Here is a 24,711-nt window from a genome sequence, read left to right on the forward strand (position 1 = left end):
CTTACCTTACCCTTCTCTACGGTCGTTAAGTTTATTATTCTTAATTAAGGAGAAGTAAACTCTACCCGTTAAGAAACTCAGTACAGCATATACAACCGCGAATACTAATAGTGTAATAAGAGTAACTTCAATAAACAAGTGCGGATTTGCTGGAGTTATATATTGCAACAATCGATTCAACAACGTAAAGGCAAACAATAAATTAACAGCCGAGAAGATCAGAGGTGCTGCCGAAGTCCAGTTGACCTGACGTTGAACAATCTTTTTGACTTGACTTACTCCCATACCAATCTCGTTCATAACAATGTAATCATCACGATCACTCAGACCTTCTGCTAATTGACGGTAATACATAACCAAGGCAGTTATTAGCATGAATACTATTGCTAGTAAGCCACCCAAGAATAGAAATCCACCCATTACGATGTTAAGTGCCACATACTCATTATGTGCAAAACTAACAAAACCATTACCTGCTGCATGACTAGCTGAATCATCCATAAAATTTTGGAACTGTTTTTTAGAACCTGTATCTTTAATATTGAAGCCATCGTATACAAATGTATCTTTATCTTTGAAATATTTCTTTTCTTCTTTGCTGTTCATAACTAAATAGATATTTGTCTTACCTGGTTGAGAGTTAGCTAAGAAGTTGTTATCTTTTATCTGTTTTTCTACAGTCCATTCGTTATTCTTTAATTTAAATTTTTTATCCAAAACTTCATCATTATTTCTTGTATAATAATAAACTTTATTGCTAGATAATTTTAAATTGGTTCCATTATCTTTGTTGTAATTATCAATATTAATTATATTAAATTGGTAAAGATCAGATGCCGCAGGATTAGAAATTTCTTTAAAGTTATTTTCATCCTTTTTAGCAGATATAGATGCATCTATACTCAAACGAGCATGGTCTTTTAATTTGATATCATGTTTTTTTGCACTAGATTCTACATAACCTGAAAGATTCTCTTTTTTGCTTTCTCGGTCAGAATGTACCATGACCTCTCTAGGATAAGCTTCCTCCAAAATTTGATTTCTACCCGCAAACAAACATGCAGTTACAGAAACAGTAACTAAGGTAGCCGTACATAATAAACATATTGTTGCCAATGAAACTGAACTACGACGTAATCTATGAGTTAATCCTGATATCATGACAAAATTTTTTATTTTGTAGTAACTCTTTCTTCCTTTGAGGAATTTTAGAACTACAATGCTACCAAATGAAAATGTCATGAATATTCCAACTATTACTAATCCAACTGCTAACAAGAATACTGGCAACATTTTTTGTGGATTTTTAGTCATAAGTGCAAGAATATATCCTGTAAATAAAATAATAAAACTGATAATTCCACGAATCCAAGGAATTTTTTTGATATTTTCTGTTTTACTTGTACTGTTAAAGAATTCTTGTAAGTTTAATCGATATATCTTAATAGAGTTTCTCAAAATAATAAATAAATAGATGATTGCAAAAATTGCAATTATTTCTAGAATAGCTTTAAAACTCAATCTATAATTCATCTTCATATCTATGCTCATCATTTTGAATAAAAGCATACTAGATAATTTAGAAAAACCTATTCCAAGGAAGATACCTACGACCTGAGTAGCTATGTAAGTTAAGATTTCTTCAATTGTGATAACACCAGTAATTTGTCGTTTGTTCATCCCCAACATGGAATAGAGTGAAAGTTCTCTATTTCTACTTTGAGATAAATAATTATCTGCATAAAACATAAATACTACTGTGATAGCTAAAATAATTCCAAAACTATATTTCAAAAATATAGTAACTACATCTGCGGATACGATATTTTTGAAACTATTACTTTCTATCATATTCAATAAAATAAAGTTAAAAGCTGTAAGTAAACTCCCTGCTATGAAAAAGGGAATTATCATATTTTTGTTAGCTTTAATATTGTTACGTGCTATTTTACTTAAAAACATAATTTCATCCCCCTATTCGTTTAGCAAAGTCGATGCTTCAACTATTTTTGTATAAAATTCTTCGTTACTCATATCACCACGATAAATCTGATTAAATATTGTTCCGTCTTTTATGAACAATACTCGGTTTGAATGACTCGCAGCGATAGCACTGTGTGTCACCATCAAAATTGTCTGACCACTGTTATTAAAATCTTGCAAAATATCCAATAATTTTTCAGAAGTACTAGAATCTAACGCGCCAGTAGGTTCATCAGCTAAAATTAATTCAGGGCTATTTATCAATGCTCTAGCAGCTGCCACACGTTGTTGTTGACCACCAGATAATTGATATGGATATTTTTCTAACAAATCTTCTAGTCCTAGTTTTCTAGATAGATCGTTTAATTTTGCTGTGTAATCTTCCACATTTTTCTTAGCCAATACGATTGGCAATAAAATATTGTCTCTACAAGTGAATATATTTAGTAAATTGAATTTTTGGAAAATAAATCCCAAATTGTCTCTACGAAAATCTGCACTTTGGCTGTCATTCATCTGATCAACAGATTGATCACCCAATTGAATACTTCCCTTTGTAGGTTTGTCCAGGGTTGCTAGTAAGTTCAACAATGTTGTTTTACCTGAACCTGATTCCCCCATAATTGAAATATATTCACCTTCTTCAACGGTGAAATTAATATTTTTTAAAACATAAGAACTTTGATTTTCAACTTTTCCGTAAGTCTTACTTACAGATTTGATTTCTAATTTTGACATTTTTGTCTCCCCTTCTTTTGTTATTCGATAAATTCAGTATATAATCTGATTCATAAAATAAACACTTACACTTGTGTAAGAAAAAAAAGCTATTGGATATTTTATCCAATAGCTTTTTAAATAATTATCGTTCCAATTGTTGAGCTTACCATTGCCACAAGCAATGCCATCTTGAAATCTTTTGTGTACAGATAAGTCAGTGCATAACACCAACCCAGAGCCATCATCATAAAGAATTGTAATTGTGATCCTGGCAAACTAATCAAGCCAGCTACAACCCCACTTATTATTAATCCTGCAATAGCAGCAAATGCATTGTTGCTGCGGAAGAAATAATTAAAAAAGAAACCTGTCTGTGTTAGTTGTTGAATTACAGTAACAATAAAAATATTAACTATAAGTGAGAATATAAATACTTTTTGATCAGGACTAGCTGTGTCATCATTTACAAACATTGGTAGTTTACCTGTAACTTGTAAAAATGAGATAGAGATACGCATCGCACATACTAGGATGATCATCAATATTATGAATCCAAAGTTATTAGATAGTGATTCTACAAATTTTGGAGGATTGTCAGCAAATTCTCTATTTTCATGGTTATATCTCTTAATCATCAAGTATAGGAACGCTGCACCTATCAGTATAGTAAATATAGCCACCGGAATATTTAGTCCCTTGGCAGTAGCTGAAAAGTTCTTCAGTCCCAAAATTGCTACAGAAAACAATAACCAAACTATATAAGAAACTATATTTGATCGAAATGATCCTTCTTCACGCATATCAATTCATCCTTCAAATTTTTTATCTTATCAATTATATCATAAGGAAACTCTTCATTTTCACAATGATTTCATCTATTATTATAAATAATAGTTACTGGAGGAGAATATGGAAGAAAAACAATCACGAATTTTTTATCTAGATTTTATTAGGGTTATTGCTATTTTACTTGTTGTATTTATCCACGTTTCAGCAATAGATACCGTTCAAAATATTGGAAGCCACACTTGGGTTACTATTAAGTTGCTAAACTATTTTGCACACATAAGCGTCCCACTTTTCTTCATGATATCTGGTGCCCTTTTATTGAACAGTAAACGCACACTGTCACTTAGCTATACTTGGAAAAAAAGAATTCCACATATTTTAATACCATTCCTTGTATGGTCCTTGGCGTCGCCTATAATCGGAGGAATCCATGCTAAAGATCTAAACTGGAGTATAGTCTGGGATTCATTTCGATTAGTCTTTGGTCATCCCACACAAATTACCTATTGGTTTATGTATCCATTAATTGGAATTTATATTTTATCCCCAGTTATCAAAGCACTAGTTGACAATACTGACAAAAAAATGCTGAACTATATTCTAATAGTTTGGTTTATTACAAACTCAGTCTTACCAACAATGTTTGCCCTACTTCCTAAACAATATCGCCATTTAATTGAAGTATATCCTGCTGCTAATTTCTTCTTAATCGGAGGATATGTCGGTTACTTTATTTTAGGATATTACCTAACAAAAATTGATCTTAATCGATTTAATAACTGGATTTTATTTATAGTAGGAATATTGTTTGTTCTAATCGGTTGTTATACAGAGTATAAAAATCCAAAACTACTAGATATATACAATGCCAGTTATGTAACTGAAATGTTTATTCCTCTAATGTCAGTTCCATTTTTCATGTTACTGCAAAAATGGGGAAACAGAATTGATTCTGATGGCGTTAAAAATGTCTTCGCAAGACTTTCACCATTAGTATTTGGTGTATATCTTATTCACAACCTGATTATTTTATATATTGAACCAGTTATGATGGCTTCAGTTACAGGTTTGATAGGAACATTTAGTAGATATATTGTTGTATTAGCTATTTCAATTATTAGTATTTGGGTATTAAGTTACATCCCTATCATCAATTACTTATTCACAGGAGTTACCAGATATACAAAAAAAGCCAAGTAGATAATTAAATATAAAAAGACTGACCTCAATTAAGGTCAGTCTTTTTTATACACATTAGATCCCCACTATTTAATTATTTAGACATAACATAAAATCTAGTAACAGATTGTTCGGGTACAAATACATTCGTACTAACCTCGTAATATACCTTACCATCTGTCAAATTAACTAATGCTCGGTCAGTAAACCAAGGTGTATGTTCATCAAGATGCAGTGGTTTGTTAGGAATAATCATATCATTTGTAGCATCATCAATTGTATAACAATCTTGTCCTCCATTAGGAGTCACCATCACAGAATAATCCGTGTAGACCTCAGCATAGTGTTGTGATACAGTTTCAGCACTTGCCACATTTATACTGCTCAAAAAAGCAACAATAATTGTAGCAATTAATAATAACATTCTTTTTTTCATATATATCCCCTCCTATCGTTTAAGATATCACGCATAATCTAAAAATCAATATTTTTATTAAAAATAATCTACATTATAGATAAAAAATTATAAATTAAAAAGCTCATCCGTTATAAACAAATGGATGAGCTTTTTTAATTGATTTTATTTTGTTATATTGGCAAGTTTAGCAAATTCTTTTTTGAATTCAGCAGGTTTTGTATTAACTTTTGCTGATTTAGCATATTTCATAACACGGTCATAGTCAGATTTTTTAACTTTCTTTGCCTTGCTTAGATCTATATCTAAATCATTCATCTTAACAGCAGCTTCTCTAGTAGCACCTTGTTCTACTAATACTTGATCAGCTGTAGTGAATCCACCCTTGTTAAAAGCCTTGATACCATCATTGTAAACGTTGATAAACATATTAACATTTGAGATATCGGTTGATAATGAATCTTTTGACATGATAATTACATTGTCATTTGATTTATTGATGTTTTGTTTCTTAAGAACCTTTGCACCATTTTTTTCAGCATTTGTGATGAACGGATCACCAACTACAATTGCATCAACTTTTTTAGACTTCAATTGAGACACACGATCAGATGGATCAGCTATTTCTTTGATCTTAACATCAGAAAGTTTCAAATTGTTATCTTCTAAAACAGTTTTCAAATAATATTTAGAAGCATCATTCTTTTCAACGGCAATTGTCTTGCCCTTCAAAGAATCTACTTTTTTGTACTTCTTGTTTGCAACTAGTCCTAGGTATCCACTAGATTGTCCAACAATCTTATATGAGCTAGTTGATTTTGTAATGGCTGCATAATTTACTAAATCCGTAAATGCACCTGTTATTTCACCAGCTTTAAGCGCATCATTCAATTCTTTAGTTGAATTGTATGTTTTTACATCGATTGAAGCATTATTATTTTTGTCCAGATTGTATTGTTTTGCAACAAGCAATGGGACAGCAGATGTACCCTTAACAGCACCTATAGTAATAGTATTAACTTCATCGTCAGCCTTAACTGTAGATGTAGCACCAGCAAATGCTGAAATTACAATAATCGCTGTAAACAAGAGTGCAGTGAACTTTTTGAATCTTGACATCATAAGCCTCCTAATTGTATTTACAGGGTTTATCCTAACATTTTGAAAAATAAAAAGGAATAATAAAGTTCAATCAGAACAAATTTATAATGAATATAAAAAACCTCATATTTATGGGGTTTTTTATATTCATTGTAAATACTTTTTTAAAAATTATTTAAAGATCTTTTCTTAGCAAAAAAAACACTCATAAAGAACGATATTGTTCCTAAGACAATAAACAAAGAAATAATTATGAGAAGCATCAAAATATTATTTGATAAAATAGCGGAAAATAAATTATTCATCCAATTTGGAATCTTTAGAAATTTAAAAAGTACAAACACAATTCCAAATATTCCTATCATTATTATTTGAACATTATTTAATCCTACTAAATAAATCAATGGAGTAAATATTATTACTACAGTGCTAAATAATAATAAAATTACAAGCATTAAAAAATTTATAAAATGTAGTGATTCGACATTGAACAATAAATATTCGGATATATTTAATAAATAAACAAATAATACTGATAATAACATTATAGAAATAAGAAAGATGTATCTCGCTGAAACTAATATTAAATTTGAAATTTTAGAAGAATATGTAAATAGCTCCCATTGCTCAGTATCCTCATCATAAGAACTGAATGATAAACTAAATACCAGTAATCCAATTAAAATATTTAATATATTCGATCCATTTTTTCCTAACAGTAAATTCAAAACTAATAGTATACCTATTGGTAGAATTACTTTTAAACTTGTAATACTTTTTTTAAAAACTATGAAGTCTTTTAAAATCAGTCCATTTATCATCACATAAACTCCAATACATCATCTTTTTGATAATTTTTTATATCTTTTGACGAAATATTCTTCACTATTTCTCCATCACGAATAACAATTATTTCATCAGATATTTCTTCAATATCTTCTAAAACATGTGATGTTATTAACATTGACTTTTCTGGTTCTAGTTTAATATTAGATTTTAATTTTTTTAAAATTAACTTTCTAGAGACTGCGTCAATACCATTCATTGCTTCATCAAATATGATTAATTTTGAATTTCTACTTAAAGCAATAGATATGTTTAACTTTGCTTTCATACCTGTTGAAAGCTCACCAATATTTCTTTTAATTGGCAATTCAAACTCATCAAGTAAGTTAAAGTATTTATTGGTATCCCAATCCCTTATTAATTTTTTGCACACTTTATCGATATCTTTAGAATTAAATGTATTAGGAAAAGAAGTTATATGAGATATATAAGAAATTCCAGAATCAGATTTAGTATATATAACATCATCAGAATTTATATTCGATTTTCTTATTATTTCTTTTATCAGGGTAGATTTGCCAGCCCCATTTTTTCCTATTAATCCGTATATTTTTCCTGCAGATATACTAAAAGATATATTCTTTAATGAAAAATTTTTATTTTTAGTATTTAATTCTTTTACAACTAGAATGTCTTTCATTTTTTTTCTCTACTTCTATAGTAATTTGTCACTAGCGCATAAACTCCTACGGAAACAAGGAGCAATGGTGTCATTTGTGCCAGATATTTACTATCAGTAATAAGAAAATATACTTCTACTAATGCTAATATCAATAATATAATTCTACAAATTATATCTATAATTTTTTTATTCATTTTTCTACCCTCTCGATAAATAAAAATTAACAATTACTGGTGTGACCAAAACTTCTATTATTGCAGCAATAAAAATAATTACATATGATTCTATATAATTTCTTTTAGGAACAATAACCTCTCTACTCTTATTTACAAAATAACTAGTCATAAAAAAACCTAAAAATTCAAAAACTCCATGGGGTAACGTGAATATTAATGATAAAAATATGTTATTTATAAAACCCATGCTAATTCCTAAGATAAGACCATTAAGTGCAAAAAAAGAAATACTTAAATATCTTCCTAATATAATTGAAAGTAACAAAACAATGAAACATGCTGAGTTATTAACAATAATATGTAAAAATCCGTAAAATAAGTTGCTATCAGAAGCATGCCATTCAATAATACTTTTTTTGAAAAAATTTGTTACTATATAACCAATAAATATGGTTACAAAAAAGGAAAATAGCTCTTTATTTATGTATCTATACTTATATCTCATAATTAAGTAACCAAAAAGTACGTATCAAGAATACTAAAATTCTTATATACGTACCTTCCTAATTTATTTGTAAAATCTAGGCAGCCATTCCGCCCATTGTTGCAAGTACAGCCATAGCCCACGCTGGCAAAGCTACTCCAGTAACAGCTACAATTGCTGATGCTACACCAGAACCACCTTCTGCGTAGTGAAGAATCTTAGTAATTGTTCCCTTACTAAAATGATACCCAAATTGATTCATTACCCATTCAATATTGGATCTAAAAGCTAACATAAGTAGAAACATTGCAACATATGCCAAAACTATATAAACAAGTTTCTTGTCAACTTTACCTTTAGATAACATCCCCATGTTTTTCATAATATGAAACCTCCTGTATTTAATTGTGTGATCTCGATCACAATTAAATAATAACACCTATATATTTCACAATAGAAATAATTATAAACGTAGCGTTTCCGTATTTAAACGTAATTAAACCCAAAATTAATCATAATATAATACTATAAAATTAATAAGTAAGTTGTTTTTATAATATTTTATAAAAATATTAATTTTTCACAATCTCTATATTTTATAATAAAATAATCTCATTATAAAATGGCAGTTACTTGCGCGTCATCCATGCAAATCCATTTGTTTGGTGCAATTCTTTGATAGTTATGGTAATCCAGCAATCCAGCACTTGAAACAGAATAATGCATATCTACTTTCCATGAAGAATAAGCAGGAACTACTTCTGAAGTTTTTTCACCGTAATCATTATATACAAGGGCATCTAAATATTTTACAGTTACAACTTTAGCATTAACATTATCATAATTATCAATTTGTGGAGTTAAATGATAATTCTTACTTTGAAAAATGTAGGTTTCATCAGTTGATTTTACCCATTCATTAGTAGCTACTCTTAAGTATCCTTCATTTGCGGATCCATCATAAGCATATTGGTCACTATACCAACTATAGTATGCTCCTAGCCGTCCGTTGGTTTCTGTAAAACTGCCATCATCATTTTTTGAATACAATTTTGTCTGACTTTTTACACAAACAATTCCTTCTTGAGCCTCAGTAAAATTAGCTGCCTTAGCAGTATTTATTCCAAAAAAAGGAATAAATGAAAGTAAAACTAAAATAGAAATAAATATTTTCTTCATACCATTCTCCCTAATAAAATATAGTTACAAATTTCGCAATATCAACATTTAGTAAAAAATGCAAGATAAAAAGCCTCACTTAATTTGCGTGAGGACTTTCTATTTATTAGATAGATATTCGTATAAATCCATACCTACAAACACTGTTCCTAGTATAGTTATTATATTAAACACTAGCGAGTACCACTCCTCCGGAAATGGATTAACTAAAAATAGTTTTATCATACTTTCTATGATTATCCAGATAATTGCTAATAGAAACCATTGTTTGAAACTTTTGCTAATCATTTGTAAACCTACCTAGAAAAAATTTCAGAATGCTTCTTACGATAATTGTTATGAATTCAAAAAAATTATGACCAAATCCGAATGGACCTTCAATCTTATCCTTGGTCTTATAATATGAATCCCACATCTCTAACAATTTATCAGCATTCTTAAATAGATACAAAATTAATAATAGTCCAATAAAAACTAGTATTGCTATTGTATGAATCCACTGACTCTGGGCATCTACATATACTATTCCTAAATTTTCTATCATATTATTCACCTTGTGCCCATTATAATTTATAAATTACAACAAAAAAACCACTACCTATAATCAACAAAGTAGTGGTTCTTCTTATAATAACAACTCATCGAAATTAAATTACGTATTACTTTACACTTGCGAACATGTTTCCCCAAATTAATTCATGATGTTCAATTACTTTTTTAGCTTCAAGGAGATCATTTCCAAATGTTGTATGGTAACCAGACTGAATAGACATGTTGTAACCTAAGTAATGTCCTGTTCTGATTGCAGTGTCAACACAGTATTCAGTTTGTAGACCACAGACCTCGATATCAGTTATTTTTTGATGTTTTAGAAATGAATCTAGACCTGTTTCATAGAAAGAATTACTGTGGTTTTTCAAAATAACTCGATCATCTTCAAGACGATTTAGGTTTTTTACCAATTCTCCTTCAAATGTATCAAATTTAAGGAAGTCGTCAACATGCTTCATAAAAACAATTAAATCGTTATTATCTCTATATGTATCTATCTTTTTGTTTATTTTTTCCAAAACTGTTTCAAAATCATATGAAGAACTTAGACCGTTTTGCATATCAAGTACAAGCAATGCTTTTTTAGTTTCCAATATATAGTCTCCCCTTAAAAATTATATTTCTATGTATACCATATTTTTTAATTATTTGCACAGCTGATTCAAATCAATAAAAATTAAATAAGCTAAATTCCGTAATATTATAGATACCGTTATTTGGAGGTTAATTGATGAAAAAGAATAACGATGAAATTTGGTTTTTACTTTTAATATTTGGTGCACTCGTGGTATTGGTAATATTCTTTTGGTACATATTCTTAGTAGCAGGACTTGTATGGGCAGGAATATGGCTACACAAAAACAAATTCAAAAATGACAAACAGAAGAAAAAAGCTACATGGATTTCTATAGGGGTACTATCTTTGATAATCTTATCAATTGGTATTGGTCCTCATATTAAACAAGAATATAAAGTTAGTGAGCCAAACACTACTGTACATAAAGAAAAATCGAAAGATTCAAAGAGTAATACTAAGAAAGATAACGAAGTTAAGAAGAAAAAATCAGAAAGCAAAAAAGAAGAAAAAACAAATAATGCTCAAGATAATAGTACCGATACAGAAACTAGCGAAGATAGCTCTAGTGACAATAACGAATATACTCAATCGGCATCACCAGCGCCTACAGATACATCCGAACAACAAAGTCAAAGTAGTTCTTACACTACCCAAGGATCTATTATTGGTAATGCCAACAGTCGTATATATCATGTACCCGGACAGGCAGGGTATCACATAAATCCAAGCAATGCCGTATATTTCCAAACTGAACAAGAAGCACAAGCCAGTGGTTACAGACGCGCCCTTCGTTAAATAAAGAAGTTTTATAACTAAAAATCCCCTACTCATTTGAGTAAGGGGATTTTTTATTGAACACTATGTTTCAAAAATGGAATTTTTTCTCTTAGATAAGGTATAATCCATCTGTCTAATCCAATTTTTCCAGCATTAAATCCTGCTGCCAAAATAATGAACTCGATTAAAATAAATGTTGGATTAACCGAAACTGAACCTGAAAGTAAATATGTGAAGTTCATAAGCATACCGAAAAATGCGGCAGCTGTTGTTAAACAACCAAAAATTAATCCTAATCCTACTAATAGTTCTCCCCATGAAACCATGAAGCCCATAGCATTGGCATGTGGCATGAAGAAATTTTTAATCATATCATTAAACCAAGGATACACTGTATCACCTGTTGGTCCTACTACAGGATGACTCAATGTTCCCATGAACATCCCTTTTGGATTGAAATTTCCAGAAGCTATTTTGCTGTAACCAGACATGGTCCACATAACTCCTAAATAAATTCTTAATACTGCTAAAATACCTGATGCAACTCGATTAGTGCGTAAAAATTTTATCATTTAAAAATCCTCCAAATGATATTAAAACATTTGTACATTTTTTTATGCAAATTATCTTTCTCGGAAAATATAAATTAGTTTGTTTTGATTATATTATTAATCTATATTACAATTAAAAAGGAAATTATACTTAAAAGGGGATAAAATGAAAAACAAACGATTTTATTTAGTACTAGTTTCATTTCTAGCTATAGTTTTAATTACGGGGTGTGGTAACAACAGTCAAAAAAGTTCTAAAGCTGAACCGTCTAAAACTGAGACCACAAAGAAAGTAACTAAACCAAAAAAAGCAACTACACCATGGGACAACCAAAAGGATCAAAAATTAGAAAACTTTATCAATGGTTGGGCTCCAAAAATGAATCAATCTTACACCAAATACGATGGAAAAAATCCTTTAAAAACATCTGTTGGAGATCAATATCCAGATGATTTTAATAGAATATCGATTAATGGTAATAAATACTCTATAGGTTGGAGTCCTAAAGGTAACGGTAATTACGAATATAACGTAGTTGCCATTTATAATCATGACGGTACAGAGCCACCAGCACCAAACAGAATCACCTATTTATTTACCTTCCATAATGGAAAACCAGTTGTATTAGTCAGTGAATCACGCGACGGAGATCCTAGATTTGCCGAAACACAAAATAACGAAATAAAAAATAGTTTCGCACAAATTGCCGATGGAAAGAATTCTGATCAATCAGCAAATACAACACAATTCAATTCAACTACTGATAATTCTGGAATAGAAACCAGAGATCTAAAGCAGATTGGTGTTATGGTACGTCAATTACTTATGCCAGGTGATGATCTTGCTAAGGAGACACTTTTAGGAATTTCCTATTATAATGGAAAATACTTTATAGGTACTGGAACATCTGTCTCAACTGTTGGTTATGTGGTAAATGGCGACACGGTTTTATGCTATAAAAAAGATGCAAGTACTGGTAAACCAACTTTTCAACAAGAATACGTTGAAAGTTCAATCAGTCTAAAGGAATTAGAAACTAGATTCTACTCAACTCCAGCTCAGAAACAATTAGTTCAATCAGTAGCAAATCGCATGCCAGATATAGAATCAGAATAATATTTAAGGGGATTTTTATGAAAATAAATGGGAATTTTACTATCAGCAAAAAAGTTTTAATATCAACAATATCTGTAATTACAGTTCTTATAATTATCGGAGCATTTTTCGTTAACTCTACAAAATTCAGAGATATGTCTACTTCAAATGATGCCAAGGCTAGTGAATTTGTGGGTTGGGCAAATAGTGCTAACATACCTTTTTCGACAACATCATCGTTATCTGGAGATAGATTCATTATTACTCCACAAAACAAAGATATATTAGATAATGTTTTGGACCTATTCAAAGATCCTGAAGCTAATTCACAGGAAAATGAACAAGCCAAGAATGCAGTTATTTGGTTATCAAAAAAAGTTGCTGACGAATGGGGCGACAAGTACTATGTTGTCATGACTCCTTATGAAGACCAGCGTCAGGTACTTTACCAAGCCAGAGACGGCAAATTATTTTAAATTAAAAACCTCCACTCAAATTGAGTAGAGGTTTTTTTAATATTATTTATTATTTCTCTTATTAATCCATTTAGTAGAAACGTCCATTGCTGCACGTGTTGCTTTAGTTTGATCAAGAGAGTTAATCATAACAAAATCGTGAATCATACCTTGGAAGCGTATTTGTGTTACTTCAACACCTGCTTCTCTTAGATTTCGAGCGTATTGTTCACCTTCATCACGTAAAACATCTGCTTCTCCGTTTAGTATCATTGCTGCTGGAAGATTTGTTAATTGTTCTTTAGTTGCTCTAAGTGGAGAAGCTGTTATCTCAGCACGTTCTTTTTCATCAGTCGTATATTTATCCCAGAACCATTGCATTCCTTCACGAGTTAAGTAATAGTGTTCTGAAAATTCTTTATACGATTCTGTATCAAAATTAGCATCTGTAACAGGATAGTACAATAGTTGTTGTTTAATTTCAGGACCCTTACGTTCTTTTGCCATAAGTGTCATAACTGTTGCCATATTTCCTCCGACACTATCACCAGATACGGTAAGCTTTTCAGCATCAATATTTAATTCCTTAGCATTATCAACAGTCCAATTAAGTACTGCATAATTTTGTTCAATTGCTGTTGGATATTTGGCTTCCGGAGACAATGAGTATTCTGGGAAAATTACTACTGAGTTTGTTCTTACTGCCAATTCTCTGGCTAATTTGTCATGGGTATGAGCATCTCCGAATACCCAACCAGCACCATGAATATAGAATATTACTGGTAATTTTTCATAATTGGATTCAGGTCTAATAATTCTTACATTAATTTCTCCCCAATCACCAGTATCAACAGGGATGTCTTTGATATCGACATTTTCTTTATGGACAGGACTATTTTGTAAGTCGTCCAATGCTTTTCTACCCTCTTCTACTGGTAGCTCATAGATACGTGGATGCGGATCTGTCGCCTCACATACATCTAAAGCTTCTTTTTCTAGAGAAATTCTTTCAACCATAGTTAACGCTTCCTTTACCAATTTTTTAGTACTCTAATATTTTTATTCTTTTTTATTAGAATTACAATTATTTGGCTCACAGCATTAAAAAAACCTCTCCCAACTAAGGTTGAGGTTTCTTATTTTGTAATAATTTAAGTATGTAATGAACTAAATAGTAAATTGCCCACGCTAATATTCCCATAATTACGATCCAAATTATATATGAATATAAATGATTAATATGTTACATGTTTTTAAATGAATCGTAGAAATAAGTTGTTATAACTCCAACTATTATTGCTGATATAACGTTTATAATCTGTTCAGTTTTTATCATCAATCCCCCCAATATCATCTTTCCTTCTCAAAGAGAAATAAACTCCCAACACGATTTGAGACATCATTGTTAAAAACCATACCAATAATAGCGTAGTGCCAATGACAGCATAAGCACCATTATTATTAAACTTAAATACAATCATACAGATAACTGCCAAAGTAATAGTAGTCCACTCTACAATATTCAATGAAATGCTATTTGTTTTGTTTACTATTTCTCTATCCGACTTCTCTTTCAAAATATCACCCCCAAAAAACTAATTGATGTTTGAAATGAAAATTAAATTATGTATTGTATAGAGATTTTTCACTTAAAAAATTTCCTATAATTCCTTGAGTCTTATAAGATGTATAGTATCATTGTTTAACATTTCACAATTGAATTAAATATAAACGTTGCGATTTTAAACATAGACGTATTTATCTCAAGAAAATATCACATTTTAATTGTAAGTGATTAAAATTTGGTCATTTATTCCAACTAAATAGTTTAAATATTTACTTTTCACAAACTAATAGCATTCAAATATCAAATTCCCGATATAAGACCAATCACAATAATCAGTACCATTAACATAATCTTCTCTTCTTTGAATAAAATTTTTGTATATCTTAAAAGGATTTTTCATTTTGTTGAGGTCCTGTCTAAATATAAAAGAAAAGAGCCTCAATCCTTAATTCCAGGATTGAGGCTCTTCACAAAATATGAAAGCCATCTATCGGACTTGAACCGACGACCCCCACCTTACCATGGTGATGCTCTACCTAGCTGAGCTAAGATGGCATAATTCCTGTATATTTTACCAGAATTATACTATCTATTCAGCTATTTTTAGAATGCTTTTGCAATTTCCATAATACCAGTTGTAATGAAGAAGAATGCTAACAACCAGATAATTACTGATGCAGCTAGTAGTGGTTCGAATAACAGAATAATAGCTACAATAAAGTTTAGAATTGCCAAGATAACAATTAACCAGTAGTAACCCTTACCAAAGTTTGCATAAAATCTAGATGTCATTATTTGGAAAATAGAATCCATGAAGAACAAGATAGCGAACAAGTAAACCATAACCACTTGAGCAAAGTTATTGTTAACAATCAGTACAATTCCAAGAATAATATAAATTATTCCCATAATTGTTACTCCACCCGCACCAATACCTAGATATTTGGTTTCTTGATTACTAAACCATAGTTGGAAAATACCTCTAATTAAAATAAATATACCAAAAATATAAGCAACTGATGATAAAGATTTCAATGGATATGACATAACCACATATCCGACATACAATGATAGAATTCCGACTATTAATGATAGCCAGTCAAATCCTCTTCTTGCATTTTTCATAATATTATCCCCTTTATAAATTAATCTTTAAACTTATTTTACTCTACTTGAATAGAAAATGCGCTATAATTATTATAGCTAATAAAAAAATTAGGTAACACGAAAGGAACAAATTTTGTCACCTAACAAAGAAAACTATCTAAAAACTATTTACGAATTAACTTATGATTTCAAAAAAATAACGAATAAAAAAATATCTGAATTGATGAATGTCTCTGCTCCTTCGGTCACTGAGATGCTTAATTCACTGGTCAATGAAGGATATGTAACACATTCACCTTATAATCAAATAATGTTGACTGACAAAGGTATCGAAGTTTCTGAAAAACTTGTCCGTAATCACCGTCTATGGGAAGTTTTCTTGTACAAGAACCTTAAGTACCCTATTGACAGCATACATAATCACGCTGATTCTCTGGAACATGCTTCCAACAATGATTTACTAGACCACTTGAATGAATATTTGAATTTCCCACAACGATGCCCTCATGGCGGAATCATCCCCGGCAATGGCCAAGGTGAGACTGATACAGATGATATGTTGTTGAGCGATGCTCAACCTGACGACGTTGTGCAAATTGTTCGTATATCAGATAACTTTGACTTCTTACAATACTTTAGTAGTATCAATATTTCACTAGACGATACGGTCAAAATTATTCGCCATGAACAATTCGATAATTCTCTGGTTATAGAAAAAGAAGATAAGACTCAATTAACAATAAGTCCTAAGGCAATTGATTACATATTTGTTGAAAAAAGATAACAAAAAAAGACACCTATACTTATAGGTGTCTTTTTATTATTGATTATCTGCTAATGTTTGATAGAACTTAGCAAAAGTCAATTGTTCAAATGGATGTAACCAGATTGACAATATCTCGTAGGTAAAGAAATTAATGATTTCTAATATCAAAAATTCCAACAGTAACACGAAGAATGCACCTTTGTTACCACGCATCAATATTGCGCTTTTACGATATGTAGCAAATATTCTACCTTGTCCAGCATCTACATCATCTTTGTAGATATACATATTTTGAGAATAGATTAGCATCAAAATAACACCAGGAATGATAAACAACCAAAGTCCTATCTGGAAGATAATAATATTCATAATCAACAAAATAATTGTTCTAAAGAAATACTTTGTAGAAAATACCGAAAATGCAGCCATAGGGCTAAGATGCAATTCTGAATTACGAAATTTATTAACCAAGCTATAGCCGATACCAACACTGATTAGACATAGTATCAAAAATAATAGATACATAACTGTCGTTGATAGATTATCTAGCTTGATAGTGTAATTATTGACAGAATCTGGATTGTTAGAAATATCTCTCAAGATGTGTTCCATTCTTGCAGTAGCAGCCTGTGGATCTGTCGTACTGATATTCAAGTTATTCATCCATGCATAATAGATTTTTAAAATAAAGTATAATCCTAAAAATCTTAATAAAATGGGAATAAAATTAAGTGAAATATTCTCCACTAAATTTGATCTAAATTCTTTGTGAGAAGCTCTTCGAACTTCTCGCAGAGAAATCTTATTTACATTTATCATAATAAGTATCAACTCCTTAGTAAAACATTATAACAAAGGTTAATCTTAATAAAACATGTAATTAGTATTGACATATGATTAAATTGAAAGTAACATTGTGACTACATTTAAACGAGTACAAAAACGTAGACAGAAAATTAGTAAACTTCTTTAGTTCAGAGAGCTGACGGTGGTGCAAGTCGGTCTAACAGTTTATGAAACACATCTGTAAGTTGATGATCTGAATTCAGTAGGATCTTTCCGGTAGTTCCGTTATAACTCAAGTTATTTAACTTGTTGAGCCTGTTATTGTGAGATATCAGGGAACATGAGGTGGAACCACGCTTTGCGTCCTCTTAGTCATTTTGACTAAGGGGATTTTTTTATTCTCATTTATTCAACAATTTGAATAACTTCTTGAGGTTGATACTGTGAAGTATCAGCAATCATGAGGTGGAACCACGCTTTGCGTCCTCTGGCATTATTTGCTAGAGGACTTTTTTTGTACATTTTAGGAGGGATATTTATGAACTATATTTTTGAAATATTACCATCATTACTGAGTGGAACAGTTATGACACTGAAGGTATTCTTTTGGACACTCATCATCTCACTGCCTTTAGGTATATTAGTTTCTGTTGGAAGAAGTTCAGGTATTAAAATCATTCAATGGATCCTTAGCTTTTATATCTGGGTTATGCGTGGTACTCCGCTACTATTACAATTGATTTTTGTATTTTATGGATTACCCAACTTACCATTTTTCCCTATAGTTTTTGAACGATATGATGCTGCTTTATTTGCATTTATCATTAACTACACTGCTTATTTTGCAGAAATCTTCCGTGGTGGATTCGGTAGTATCAAAAAAGGACAATTCGAAGGTGCTAAGGTGCTGGGTCTTAATTATTTCCAAACTTTAAGAAAAATAATTATTCCCCAAGTATTAAAAATTGTTCTTCCTTCTATTGGTAATGAAGTAATTAATTTAATAAAAGATTCCTCACTTGTATATGTAATTGGTCTTGGTGATGTACTGCGTGCCGGCAATATAGCAAGTTCACGAGATGTAACACTTGTGCCTTTAATCTTGGTTGGAGTGATTTACTTACTACTTACATTAGTTTGTACATGGGTACTCAAAATTTTGGAAAAACACTACAGTTATTATGATTAGGATAGGAGAAATATATGTTAGAGCTTAAAAATATTACTAAAAGCTACAATAATAAAACCATTTTAAATAATCTAAATTTAAAAGTTGAAGATGATTCTATTTTAAGTATTGTAGGTCCTTCTGGAGCTGGTAAAACTACCCTACTTCGTTGTATTGCAGGACTAGAAAATATTGATTCTGGTACTTTTTTAATCGATGGAAAACCTTTTGATCCTACTAAAGACAAGGATGTCCAACCAATAGTGGGTGTGGTTTTTCAAGATTTCAATTTATTTCCTCACTTATCTGTAATTGAAAATGTAGCTCTTGCTCCTCAAATGGTACTAAAACAAAGTAAAAAAGATGCAATTGAAAAAGCTGCTGAATTATTAACATACTTCGATTTAATCGATAACAAAGATCAATATCCTTCAGAATTATCTGGTGGTCAAAAACAACGTGTAGCTATAGCGAGAGCACTAGCAATGCAACCAAAAATACTTTGCTATGATGAACCTACTAGTGCATTGGATCCTAGTTTGAGGGATGTTGTGGGAAATTATATTTTGAAAACTAAAAATACTGGCGTAATTCAAATTATTATTACTCATGATCCAGCATTTGCAGAAAAAATTTCTGATCAAATTTTAAAAGTCCAACCTATTAAATAACTAAGGGGAATCATTATGAAGAAAAAAATATTTGTCTGCATCATAACTATGCTTCTAATTTTTCCTATTTTAACTAGTTGTGCTAACTCTAAACCATCAATTGCAAAACAAGCTGATACTGTTGATACTTGGTCCATTATCCAAAAAAGAAAACGAGTGATAATCGGACTAGATGATACTTTTGTACCTATGGGATTCCGTCAAAAAGATGGCAATTTAGTAGGTTATGACATTGATTTGGCTAAAGCAGTCTTCAAACAGTACGGTATTGAAGTTGATTTTCAGCCTATCGACTGGAATATGAAAGAAACAGAGTTACGAAATCGAACCATCGATCTGATATGGAACGGATACACTATTACTCCAGAAAGATCTGAACAACTTGCCTTCTCTGACCCTTACCTTGCAAATAAACAAGTTTTGGTTACAAAAAAATCTGAGAATATAAATCAATTCTCAGATATGAATAATAAAATATTAGGTATACAAACTGGTTCTTCAGGAGCAAGTTTACTAGATGCAAATCCACAAAAACTTAAAAAATACATCAAAAACCAATCCCCTGTTTTATACGATTCTTTTAACAATGCCTTCATGGATCTAGATGCAAACCGTATTCAAGGACTTTTGATTGATAGTGTCTATGCAAATTACTACATTAATCATGAAAAAAATCCTGATTCATACGAATTAACATCTGGAGGATTTACTGGCGAAGACTTTGCTGTAGGTATGCGCAAAGGTGATAAAACAATGCAAAATAAAATAAATACAGCTTTCAAAAAACTTAAGAAAAACGGTACTCTAGATAAAATAAATAATAAATGGTTTGGAAATTCAGATAATTCAATGATCAAATAAAAAAGAGTAGCCAAATGGCTACTCTTTTTCTATACAAGTAATAATAAGAATGCTAAAAATATTCCAAAAAATGATACGTAATTTATATTGTTCCGTAGCTTGCTAATGATTGTCATAGGCGGGGGCTCCTAGCTGTTGTTTATTTTCAATATTATTTATAACACCTATATACAACTTTTAAAACAGTTTTTAAAAATTGTAGCTAAAGTTATATCTTTATGTAAAACAACCGTAATATAACTTTTACATTAAGACCATTTTTACAGGTATAATATAGGTGACAAACTAAAGGAGATCAATCATGACTACAAAGAAAAGAATTTATCTAGCCGGTCCTTTTTTTGATAAAGATCAAGTTAAGCGTTTGGATAATATTCAACAACTACTAGAACAGAATCCTACAGTTGATAAAGTTTTCAGACCAGCCAGTTTAGACTATACTTCTGCAGAATTCGGATCCTTTGAATGGCAAACAGCAATTTTCAAACATGACATCAATAATATCAATTCCTCTGATATTGTAGTAGCTATGGTTGATTACAAAACTGAAGCCAATGAATTTGAACCTGACTCAGGTACCATGTTTGAGTGTGGGTACGCATTTGCGAATAACGTTCCGGTTATCGGTGTTAGATATAAATCAGATCTACCTCTAAATCTTATGTTAGCTGGATCATTCACCGCTTTTTTCAACGGGATGGACAGCATTGAACAAATTAAAGATTATAACTTTGAAACACTGATGACAAGGTACGAAGATATCGATGTATTTTAGGAGATAGTCAATGTCACAAGTAACCGAAAGAACCAAAAGAAACATCATTACATCTATGATTTCTCTTCTAGGAAAGAAATCATTTGATAAAATCACTGTAAAAGATATTTGTGATGAGGCTTTGATCAATCACAGTACTTTTTATCGCTATTACACTGATAAGTTCCAGCTTCTTAGAGCAGTCTTTTCCTATTTATTGGAGGATCTATTTAATGACCCTAACCAATCAGAATCTGTGACAATCCTATCTCAAGTTACTGAATTTATAGAGAAAAACAATAATTTCATGCGTAATATTTCTCCACAATATCAGACCAAAGCTAATCTTTATCCAGAATTTAGATCAGTTTTGAGGGATATTGTTGCTAAAAAATACCATGAATTTCCAAATACTAAAGATCCACTTATCAAGATGATTGTGGACTCACCATATCCAGAACTGACAATTAGTTTTGTTGTGGGTGGTATTTTGGGACTGATTGAGTATTTAGAAGATAATGACTTCAAAATACCTAAGAGAAACTTTACGGATTTTGCAGAAAATTTCTTAAATTTACCAAAATAAATAAGACAAAAAGCGCCACTTATCTCTTTTTGAGATAAGTGGCGCTTTTTGTTTCTAGAGTGTCTTTTAATTATGTTTATACTAGATACTGTTATACTTTTAGTATGAAATTTATATCATTTTAAGGGAAGGGTTTATATTATGGAAAAGTTTTTTACATTCCTAAGCAATAGTATTCATAAGCACGCAAAATTATGGATTTCCATTATTGCTGTAGTTACAATTTTATTGGCTTTCGGTTTACCAAAAGTTCAAATGAAATTTAGTAATGACGTTTTCGTTGACACTAACTCAAAAGAATTTAAAGACACAGATACTTACCAAAAGAACTTTGGTGGTGATGCTGTCTACGTTATGGTTAGTGGTAAGCAAAACGATATTATCTCAAAATCTAACATGAAGAAACTTGCTACTTTAGATAAGAAAATTAGCAAGATGGACAATGTTCGTGGAACAACATCAGTTGTTAACTTGATGAATGACGAATTGTCATCATTGAGCAAGAATCCTACTGGTGTAAGTAGCAATTCTGCACTTCAAGTTACTCCACAAATGCAACAAGATTTGATGGCTTCATTGTCTGCTAAGCAACAAACACAGTTGCTAAGTTCAGTTCAAAGTTCTCTTACAACTGAACAAACTGCTCAAGTTCAGACATATGTAACATCAATTCTTACTGATCAACAGAAGCAAGAAGCAGCTCAAGCTCAACAAGCAGCAACTGCACAAATTGCTGCCCTACCTGCTGAACAACAACAGGCTGCTGCTGCTCAGGCTACACAACAACAACAAACTGCACTTATGGGTATGTTGACAGATGAACAACAACAACAAGTTCAAACTTATACACTAAGTCTATTGAACGATACACAAAAAGCAGCAATGGCTCAATCATTGCTACCAATGGTTCCAAAAGTACAAAACATGTCTAACGCACTACTTAAAGACATCCTTCTAAGTAATAACGGAAAAGTTCCTTCAGCTCTTGATCAATTGCTTCCTAAGAATGGTAAACATACCATCATGATGATCAATACTAAAGATACAACTGATATGGACTCTAACGTTAAACTTCTAAAAGATGTTCAAAAAGCAGTTAAAGATACTAAATTCTCTGGCAATGTAAAAGTACGTATTGCTGGTACACCTGCTGTTATTGGACAAGTTAAGAATCTAGTTATCAAAGATATGACAATCATGGTTGTACTAGCTGTTATTATCATGATTATCATTCTTGCATTGATCTTCCCTGTAAGAAGAAGATTATTCCCACTACTATTTGTTTTAATTGGTCTTCTATGGACATTCGGTTTGATGGGTTGGTTCAACCTTCCTATTACACTTGCCACAATGGCAACACTACCTATCATCATCGGTCTTGGTACTGACTTTGGTGTTCAATTCCAAAACCGTTATGAAGAAGAATATCGCAACTCAGAAAATCCAGAATTATCTGTTAAGAAATCAATTCTTAAGATGGGACCTGCCGTAGGTATTGCTCTTATCGTTATGATTTTCAGTTTCTTAACAATGTTCCTATCTAAAGCACCTATGATGCAACAATTCGGTGTTACTCTTGCTATCGGTGTTCTATCATCATATATCGTTGAATTCTTCATGATGTTCTCAACATTCACACTTGTTGATTCATCAGAAAAAGCTCAAGCTAAATTCAAACAAAAGAATGCCGCAAGAAAAGAAAAGAATAACGGAAATACACAAACAGCATTGTCACGTGGTCTTACAAGATATGCTAAGTTCATAACTAAGCATGCTGCATGGGTATTCATTATCGCAGTTGTTCTTGGAGCATTAGGTTTCGCTGTTGAAAGAAATATTGACACTGAAACTGATATCTTGAAGTTCATTCCTCAAGATATGACAACTCTAAAAGATACTAAGTATCTTCAAAAACAAGTTGGTTCAACAGTCTACATTAACTACCTAGTTAAGACAGATAATGCAAAAGACAAATCAACTATGAAGAAGATTGATAAGCTAGCTAACAAAGAAAAAGACAAGTATAAAGACGTTACTGGTGTAACAAGTCTTCCTTCAACATATAAGCAACTTGGTGGTTCATTAGATGCTTCACAATCAGTTATTAATTCTGGTGTTAAATCTATTCCAACATCACTAAAAGATTCTGTTGTTACTAAGAATGCTAAGTACACAACAATTCAATTTAGAATTAACCAAAATCTAAGTTCTAAAGATCAACAAAAACTTATGGACAAGATTTCTAACGATATTGGTGGTAAGAAAGATGGAATGACAATTTCTGCCGCTGGTCCACAAGTTATGATGCTTATCGGTATCAGTAATGTTACTGCTAACCATACATTGATCATGATTGCCGGTCTATTGATTATATTCTTGGTACTTCTACTTGTATATCGTCACTTCAGACTTGCAATTTACCCAGTGCTACCTATCCTAGTTGTTCTTGGTTTATCACCACTAACACTATGGTTAATGCACACATCATACAACCCTGTTACAATCGCACTAAGTTCATTAGTTCTTGGTATTGGTACAGAGTTTACAATTCTAATTCTCGAGCGTTATCAAGAAGAGCGTGAGAAGAATGTCACTCGTCATACAGCTATCATCGATGCTGTATCACATGTTGGACAAGCTATAACAGTTTCAGGTTTAACTGTTATGGGTGGATTCTCAGCAATTATGTTTGCTAGTTTCCCAATCCTTAGATCATTCGGTCTTATCACAGTTCTTGATACTGGTTACTCACTAATCAGTGCTCTAACAGTTCTTCCAGCAATTATCTACTTATTCAGAAACAGATCTGAAGATAAGAAAGCTGTTGAAGAAGAAAAAGAGTTGGACGAAAGTTCAAATAACTAATAACTAAAAGACATGAGATATAATCTCATGTCTTTTTTTATTATTCACAATCTGGTATAGTATTGTAGTTAGTCTTAT

The 24,711-nt window shown here is 31.2% G+C and carries 29 protein-coding genes, 1 tRNA gene and 1 other annotated feature; of the genes, 11 read left to right on the plus strand and 19 right to left on the minus strand.

All coding sequences use genetic code 11. From position 1 onward, the window contains the following. Window positions 1-6: 6 nt before the first annotated feature. The 3 genes from EKN01_RS06000 to EKN01_RS06010 all read right to left on the minus strand — a co-directional run bounded on the left by EKN01_RS06000 (window position 7) and on the right by EKN01_RS06010 (window position 3,503). The gene (locus EKN01_RS06000; protein WP_129045391.1) at window positions 7-1,962 is read right to left on the minus strand and encodes an ABC transporter permease; all 1,956 of its coding nucleotides are present in this window, start codon (window positions 1,960-1,962) and stop codon (window positions 7-9) included. A 12-nt stretch (window positions 1,963-1,974) separates the two neighbouring features. Next, a complete protein-coding gene (locus EKN01_RS06005) occupies window positions 1,975-2,721 on the minus strand; it encodes an ABC transporter ATP-binding protein (protein ID WP_099975274.1) in 747 nt (248 codons plus the stop codon). Between the two features lie 116 nt (window positions 2,722-2,837). After that, a complete protein-coding gene (locus EKN01_RS06010; RefSeq protein WP_129045392.1) occupies window positions 2,838-3,503 on the minus strand; it encodes a CPBP family glutamic-type intramembrane protease in 666 nt (221 codons plus the stop codon). A gap of 109 nt (window positions 3,504-3,612) precedes the next feature. Between EKN01_RS06010 and EKN01_RS06015 the strand changes: the two genes are divergently transcribed. Beyond that, the gene (locus EKN01_RS06015) at window positions 3,613-4,692 is read left to right on the plus strand and encodes an acyltransferase (protein WP_129045393.1); all 1,080 of its coding nucleotides are present in this window, start codon (window positions 3,613-3,615) and stop codon (window positions 4,690-4,692) included. Window positions 4,693-4,765: 73 nt separating this feature from the next. Here EKN01_RS06015 and EKN01_RS06020 read toward each other — a convergent pair whose 3' ends face one another. The 10 genes from EKN01_RS06020 to EKN01_RS06065 all read right to left on the minus strand — a co-directional run bounded on the left by EKN01_RS06020 (window position 4,766) and on the right by EKN01_RS06065 (window position 10,639). After that, complete coding sequence (locus EKN01_RS06020; RefSeq protein ID WP_129045394.1) at window positions 4,766-5,107, minus strand: hypothetical protein; 342 nt, start codon at window positions 5,105-5,107, stop codon at window positions 4,766-4,768. 144 nt (window positions 5,108-5,251) lie between these two features. Then, a complete protein-coding gene (locus EKN01_RS06025) occupies window positions 5,252-6,205 on the minus strand; it encodes an ABC transporter substrate-binding protein (RefSeq protein ID WP_164966377.1) in 954 nt (317 codons plus the stop codon). A 146-nt stretch (window positions 6,206-6,351) separates the two neighbouring features. Then, entirely contained in the window at window positions 6,352-7,008 is a 657-nt protein-coding gene (locus EKN01_RS06030; RefSeq protein ID WP_129045396.1) for an ABC-2 transporter permease, read from the minus strand. Continuing rightward, complete coding sequence (locus EKN01_RS06035) at window positions 7,008-7,673, minus strand: ATP-binding cassette domain-containing protein (protein ID WP_129045397.1); 666 nt, start codon at window positions 7,671-7,673, stop codon at window positions 7,008-7,010. Before EKN01_RS06035 ends, EKN01_RS06030 begins: the two co-directional genes overlap by 1 nt. Beyond that, a complete protein-coding gene (locus EKN01_RS06040) occupies window positions 7,670-7,849 on the minus strand; it encodes a hypothetical protein (protein WP_129045398.1) in 180 nt (59 codons plus the stop codon). The genes EKN01_RS06035 and EKN01_RS06040 overlap by 4 nt, the downstream gene beginning before the upstream one ends. 4 nt (window positions 7,850-7,853) lie before the next feature. Continuing rightward, window positions 7,854-8,336 carry a stage II sporulation protein M gene (locus EKN01_RS06045; protein ID WP_129045399.1) on the minus strand — a complete coding sequence of 161 codons (483 nt, stop codon included), beginning with the start codon at window positions 8,334-8,336 and terminating at the stop codon, window positions 7,854-7,856. A 76-nt stretch (window positions 8,337-8,412) separates the two neighbouring features. Next, window positions 8,413-8,697: a class IIc cyclic bacteriocin gene (locus tag EKN01_RS06050; protein WP_129045400.1), complete on the minus strand. Its 285-nt coding sequence runs from the start codon at window positions 8,695-8,697 to the stop codon at window positions 8,413-8,415. Between the two features lie 233 nt (window positions 8,698-8,930). After that, a complete protein-coding gene (locus tag EKN01_RS06055) occupies window positions 8,931-9,494 on the minus strand; it encodes a hypothetical protein (protein WP_129045401.1) in 564 nt (187 codons plus the stop codon). Window positions 9,495-9,774: 280 nt separating this feature from the next. Next, window positions 9,775-10,038 (minus strand): hypothetical protein, encoded by a 264-nt coding sequence (locus EKN01_RS06060; protein WP_129045402.1) that lies wholly within the window; start codon window positions 10,036-10,038, stop codon window positions 9,775-9,777. Between the two features lie 115 nt (window positions 10,039-10,153). Continuing rightward, entirely contained in the window at window positions 10,154-10,639 is a 486-nt protein-coding gene (locus EKN01_RS06065) for an isochorismatase family protein (RefSeq protein ID WP_241685261.1), read from the minus strand. Window positions 10,640-10,776: 137 nt separating this feature from the next. On the opposite strand from EKN01_RS06065, the gene EKN01_RS07870 reads away from it, so the two are divergent. After that, complete coding sequence (locus EKN01_RS07870; protein WP_129045403.1) at window positions 10,777-11,418, plus strand: sunset domain-containing protein; 642 nt, start codon at window positions 10,777-10,779, stop codon at window positions 11,416-11,418. A 53-nt stretch (window positions 11,419-11,471) separates the two neighbouring features. On the opposite strand, the gene EKN01_RS06075 is transcribed toward EKN01_RS07870, so the two are convergent. Then, a complete protein-coding gene (locus EKN01_RS06075; RefSeq protein ID WP_129045404.1) occupies window positions 11,472-11,972 on the minus strand; it encodes a DoxX family protein in 501 nt (166 codons plus the stop codon). 145 nt (window positions 11,973-12,117) lie between these two features. Between EKN01_RS06075 and EKN01_RS06080 the strand changes: the two genes are divergently transcribed. Both EKN01_RS06080 and EKN01_RS06085 read left to right on the plus strand, forming a co-directional pair. Then, window positions 12,118-13,068 carry an Lreu_0056 family protein gene (locus EKN01_RS06080; RefSeq protein WP_129045405.1) on the plus strand — a complete coding sequence of 317 codons (951 nt, stop codon included), beginning with the start codon at window positions 12,118-12,120 and terminating at the stop codon, window positions 13,066-13,068. 17 nt (window positions 13,069-13,085) lie between these two features. Further along, on the plus strand, window positions 13,086-13,523 hold the full coding sequence (locus EKN01_RS06085; RefSeq protein WP_129045406.1) for a hypothetical protein: 438 nt from the start codon (window positions 13,086-13,088) through the stop codon (window positions 13,521-13,523). Between the two features lie 42 nt (window positions 13,524-13,565). On the opposite strand, the gene EKN01_RS06090 is transcribed toward EKN01_RS06085, so the two are convergent. From EKN01_RS06090 to EKN01_RS06105, 4 genes are all read right to left on the minus strand, one after another. Continuing rightward, a complete protein-coding gene (locus tag EKN01_RS06090; protein WP_129045407.1) occupies window positions 13,566-14,519 on the minus strand; it encodes an alpha/beta hydrolase in 954 nt (317 codons plus the stop codon). Window positions 14,520-14,824: 305 nt separating this feature from the next. Further along, complete coding sequence (locus EKN01_RS06095) at window positions 14,825-15,079, minus strand: hypothetical protein (RefSeq protein ID WP_129045408.1); 255 nt, start codon at window positions 15,077-15,079, stop codon at window positions 14,825-14,827. Between the two features lie 471 nt (window positions 15,080-15,550). Continuing rightward, a tRNA-Thr gene (locus EKN01_RS06100) sits at window positions 15,551-15,624 on the minus strand. Window positions 15,625-15,672: 48 nt separating this feature from the next. Beyond that, window positions 15,673-16,194 carry an HdeD family acid-resistance protein gene (locus tag EKN01_RS06105; RefSeq protein ID WP_129045409.1) on the minus strand — a complete coding sequence of 174 codons (522 nt, stop codon included), beginning with the start codon at window positions 16,192-16,194 and terminating at the stop codon, window positions 15,673-15,675. Window positions 16,195-16,309: 115 nt separating this feature from the next. Here EKN01_RS06105 and EKN01_RS06110 point away from each other — a divergent pair, with 115 nt between their 5' ends. Further along, window positions 16,310-16,960 (plus strand): metal-dependent transcriptional regulator, encoded by a 651-nt coding sequence (locus EKN01_RS06110; RefSeq protein WP_129045410.1) that lies wholly within the window; start codon window positions 16,310-16,312, stop codon window positions 16,958-16,960. Between the two features lie 36 nt (window positions 16,961-16,996). On the opposite strand, the gene EKN01_RS06115 is transcribed toward EKN01_RS06110, so the two are convergent. Beyond that, the gene (locus EKN01_RS06115) at window positions 16,997-17,761 is read right to left on the minus strand and encodes a DUF975 family protein (RefSeq protein WP_129045411.1); all 765 of its coding nucleotides are present in this window, start codon (window positions 17,759-17,761) and stop codon (window positions 16,997-16,999) included. Window positions 17,762-17,878: 117 nt separating this feature from the next. After that, window positions 17,879-18,099: a binding site (T-box leader), on the plus strand. A 167-nt stretch (window positions 18,100-18,266) separates the two neighbouring features. Between EKN01_RS06115 and EKN01_RS06120 the strand changes: the two genes are divergently transcribed. From EKN01_RS06120 to EKN01_RS06145, 6 genes are all read left to right on the plus strand, one after another. Next, entirely contained in the window at window positions 18,267-18,917 is a 651-nt protein-coding gene (locus tag EKN01_RS06120) for an amino acid ABC transporter permease (RefSeq protein ID WP_129045412.1), read from the plus strand. 14 nt (window positions 18,918-18,931) lie between these two features. Beyond that, on the plus strand, window positions 18,932-19,567 hold the full coding sequence (locus tag EKN01_RS06125) for an amino acid ABC transporter ATP-binding protein (RefSeq protein WP_129045413.1): 636 nt from the start codon (window positions 18,932-18,934) through the stop codon (window positions 19,565-19,567). A 15-nt stretch (window positions 19,568-19,582) separates the two neighbouring features. Next, window positions 19,583-20,428, plus strand: a complete 846-nt coding sequence (locus EKN01_RS06130; RefSeq protein ID WP_129045414.1) for an amino acid ABC transporter substrate-binding protein — start codon at window positions 19,583-19,585, stop codon at window positions 20,426-20,428. A gap of 301 nt (window positions 20,429-20,729) precedes the next feature. Then, window positions 20,730-21,203 carry a nucleoside 2-deoxyribosyltransferase gene (locus EKN01_RS06135; RefSeq protein ID WP_129045415.1) on the plus strand — a complete coding sequence of 158 codons (474 nt, stop codon included), beginning with the start codon at window positions 20,730-20,732 and terminating at the stop codon, window positions 21,201-21,203. A 10-nt stretch (window positions 21,204-21,213) separates the two neighbouring features. Continuing rightward, entirely contained in the window at window positions 21,214-21,768 is a 555-nt protein-coding gene (locus EKN01_RS06140; protein WP_129045416.1) for a TetR/AcrR family transcriptional regulator, read from the plus strand. 141 nt (window positions 21,769-21,909) lie between these two features. Next, window positions 21,910-24,633 (plus strand): efflux RND transporter permease subunit, encoded by a 2,724-nt coding sequence (locus tag EKN01_RS06145; RefSeq protein ID WP_129045417.1) that lies wholly within the window; start codon window positions 21,910-21,912, stop codon window positions 24,631-24,633. The last annotated feature ends 78 nt before the right edge of the window (window positions 24,634-24,711 follow it).

This window comes from Companilactobacillus metriopterae, assembly GCF_004117915.1.
Taxonomy (GTDB): domain Bacteria; phylum Bacillota; class Bacilli; order Lactobacillales; family Lactobacillaceae; genus Companilactobacillus; species Companilactobacillus metriopterae.

Excerpts from the sequence above, each read along its gene's own strand:
- EKN01_RS06015 (WP_129045393.1), top strand. The coding sequence starts at position 3,613 with ATGGAAGAAAAACAATCACGAATTTTTTATCTAGATTTTATTAGGGTT.
- EKN01_RS07870 (WP_129045403.1), top strand. The coding sequence starts at position 10,777 with ATGAAAAAGAATAACGATGAAATTTGGTTTTTACTTTTAATATTTGGT.
- EKN01_RS06125 (WP_129045413.1), top strand. The coding sequence starts at position 18,932 with ATGTTAGAGCTTAAAAATATTACTAAAAGCTACAATAATAAAACCATT.
- EKN01_RS06115 (WP_129045411.1), bottom strand. The coding sequence starts at position 17,761 with ATGATAAATGTAAATAAGATTTCTCTGCGAGAAGTTCGAAGAGCTTCT.
- EKN01_RS06140 (WP_129045416.1), top strand. The coding sequence starts at position 21,214 with ATGTCACAAGTAACCGAAAGAACCAAAAGAAACATCATTACATCTATG.
- EKN01_RS06060 (WP_129045402.1), bottom strand. The coding sequence starts at position 10,038 with ATGATAGAAAATTTAGGAATAGTATATGTAGATGCCCAGAGTCAGTGG.
- EKN01_RS06105 (WP_129045409.1), bottom strand. The coding sequence starts at position 16,194 with ATGAAAAATGCAAGAAGAGGATTTGACTGGCTATCATTAATAGTCGGA.
- EKN01_RS06000 (WP_129045391.1), bottom strand. The coding sequence starts at position 1,962 with ATGTTTTTAAGTAAAATAGCACGTAACAATATTAAAGCTAACAAAAAT.
- EKN01_RS06035 (WP_129045397.1), bottom strand. The coding sequence starts at position 7,673 with ATGAAAGACATTCTAGTTGTAAAAGAATTAAATACTAAAAATAAAAAT.
- EKN01_RS06135 (WP_129045415.1), top strand. The coding sequence starts at position 20,730 with ATGACTACAAAGAAAAGAATTTATCTAGCCGGTCCTTTTTTTGATAAA.
- EKN01_RS06040 (WP_129045398.1), bottom strand. The coding sequence starts at position 7,849 with ATGAATAAAAAAATTATAGATATAATTTGTAGAATTATATTATTGATA.
- EKN01_RS06120 (WP_129045412.1), top strand. The coding sequence starts at position 18,267 with ATGAACTATATTTTTGAAATATTACCATCATTACTGAGTGGAACAGTT.
- EKN01_RS06075 (WP_129045404.1), bottom strand. The coding sequence starts at position 11,972 with ATGATAAAATTTTTACGCACTAATCGAGTTGCATCAGGTATTTTAGCA.
- EKN01_RS06020 (WP_129045394.1), bottom strand. The coding sequence starts at position 5,107 with ATGAAAAAAAGAATGTTATTATTAATTGCTACAATTATTGTTGCTTTT.
- EKN01_RS06085 (WP_129045406.1), top strand. The coding sequence starts at position 13,086 with ATGAAAATAAATGGGAATTTTACTATCAGCAAAAAAGTTTTAATATCA.
- EKN01_RS06050 (WP_129045400.1), bottom strand. The coding sequence starts at position 8,697 with ATGAAAAACATGGGGATGTTATCTAAAGGTAAAGTTGACAAGAAACTT.
- EKN01_RS06030 (WP_129045396.1), bottom strand. The coding sequence starts at position 7,008 with ATGATAAATGGACTGATTTTAAAAGACTTCATAGTTTTTAAAAAAAGT.
- EKN01_RS06130 (WP_129045414.1), top strand. The coding sequence starts at position 19,583 with ATGAAGAAAAAAATATTTGTCTGCATCATAACTATGCTTCTAATTTTT.
- EKN01_RS06005 (WP_099975274.1), bottom strand. The coding sequence starts at position 2,721 with ATGTCAAAATTAGAAATCAAATCTGTAAGTAAGACTTACGGAAAAGTT.
- EKN01_RS06055 (WP_129045401.1), bottom strand. The coding sequence starts at position 9,494 with ATGAAGAAAATATTTATTTCTATTTTAGTTTTACTTTCATTTATTCCT.
- EKN01_RS06090 (WP_129045407.1), bottom strand. The coding sequence starts at position 14,519 with ATGGTTGAAAGAATTTCTCTAGAAAAAGAAGCTTTAGATGTATGTGAG.
- EKN01_RS06045 (WP_129045399.1), bottom strand. The coding sequence starts at position 8,336 with ATGAGATATAAGTATAGATACATAAATAAAGAGCTATTTTCCTTTTTT.
- EKN01_RS06080 (WP_129045405.1), top strand. The coding sequence starts at position 12,118 with ATGAAAAACAAACGATTTTATTTAGTACTAGTTTCATTTCTAGCTATA.
- EKN01_RS06010 (WP_129045392.1), bottom strand. The coding sequence starts at position 3,503 with ATGCGTGAAGAAGGATCATTTCGATCAAATATAGTTTCTTATATAGTT.
- EKN01_RS06145 (WP_129045417.1), top strand. The coding sequence starts at position 21,910 with ATGGAAAAGTTTTTTACATTCCTAAGCAATAGTATTCATAAGCACGCA.
- EKN01_RS06025 (WP_164966377.1), bottom strand. The coding sequence starts at position 6,205 with ATGTCAAGATTCAAAAAGTTCACTGCACTCTTGTTTACAGCGATTATT.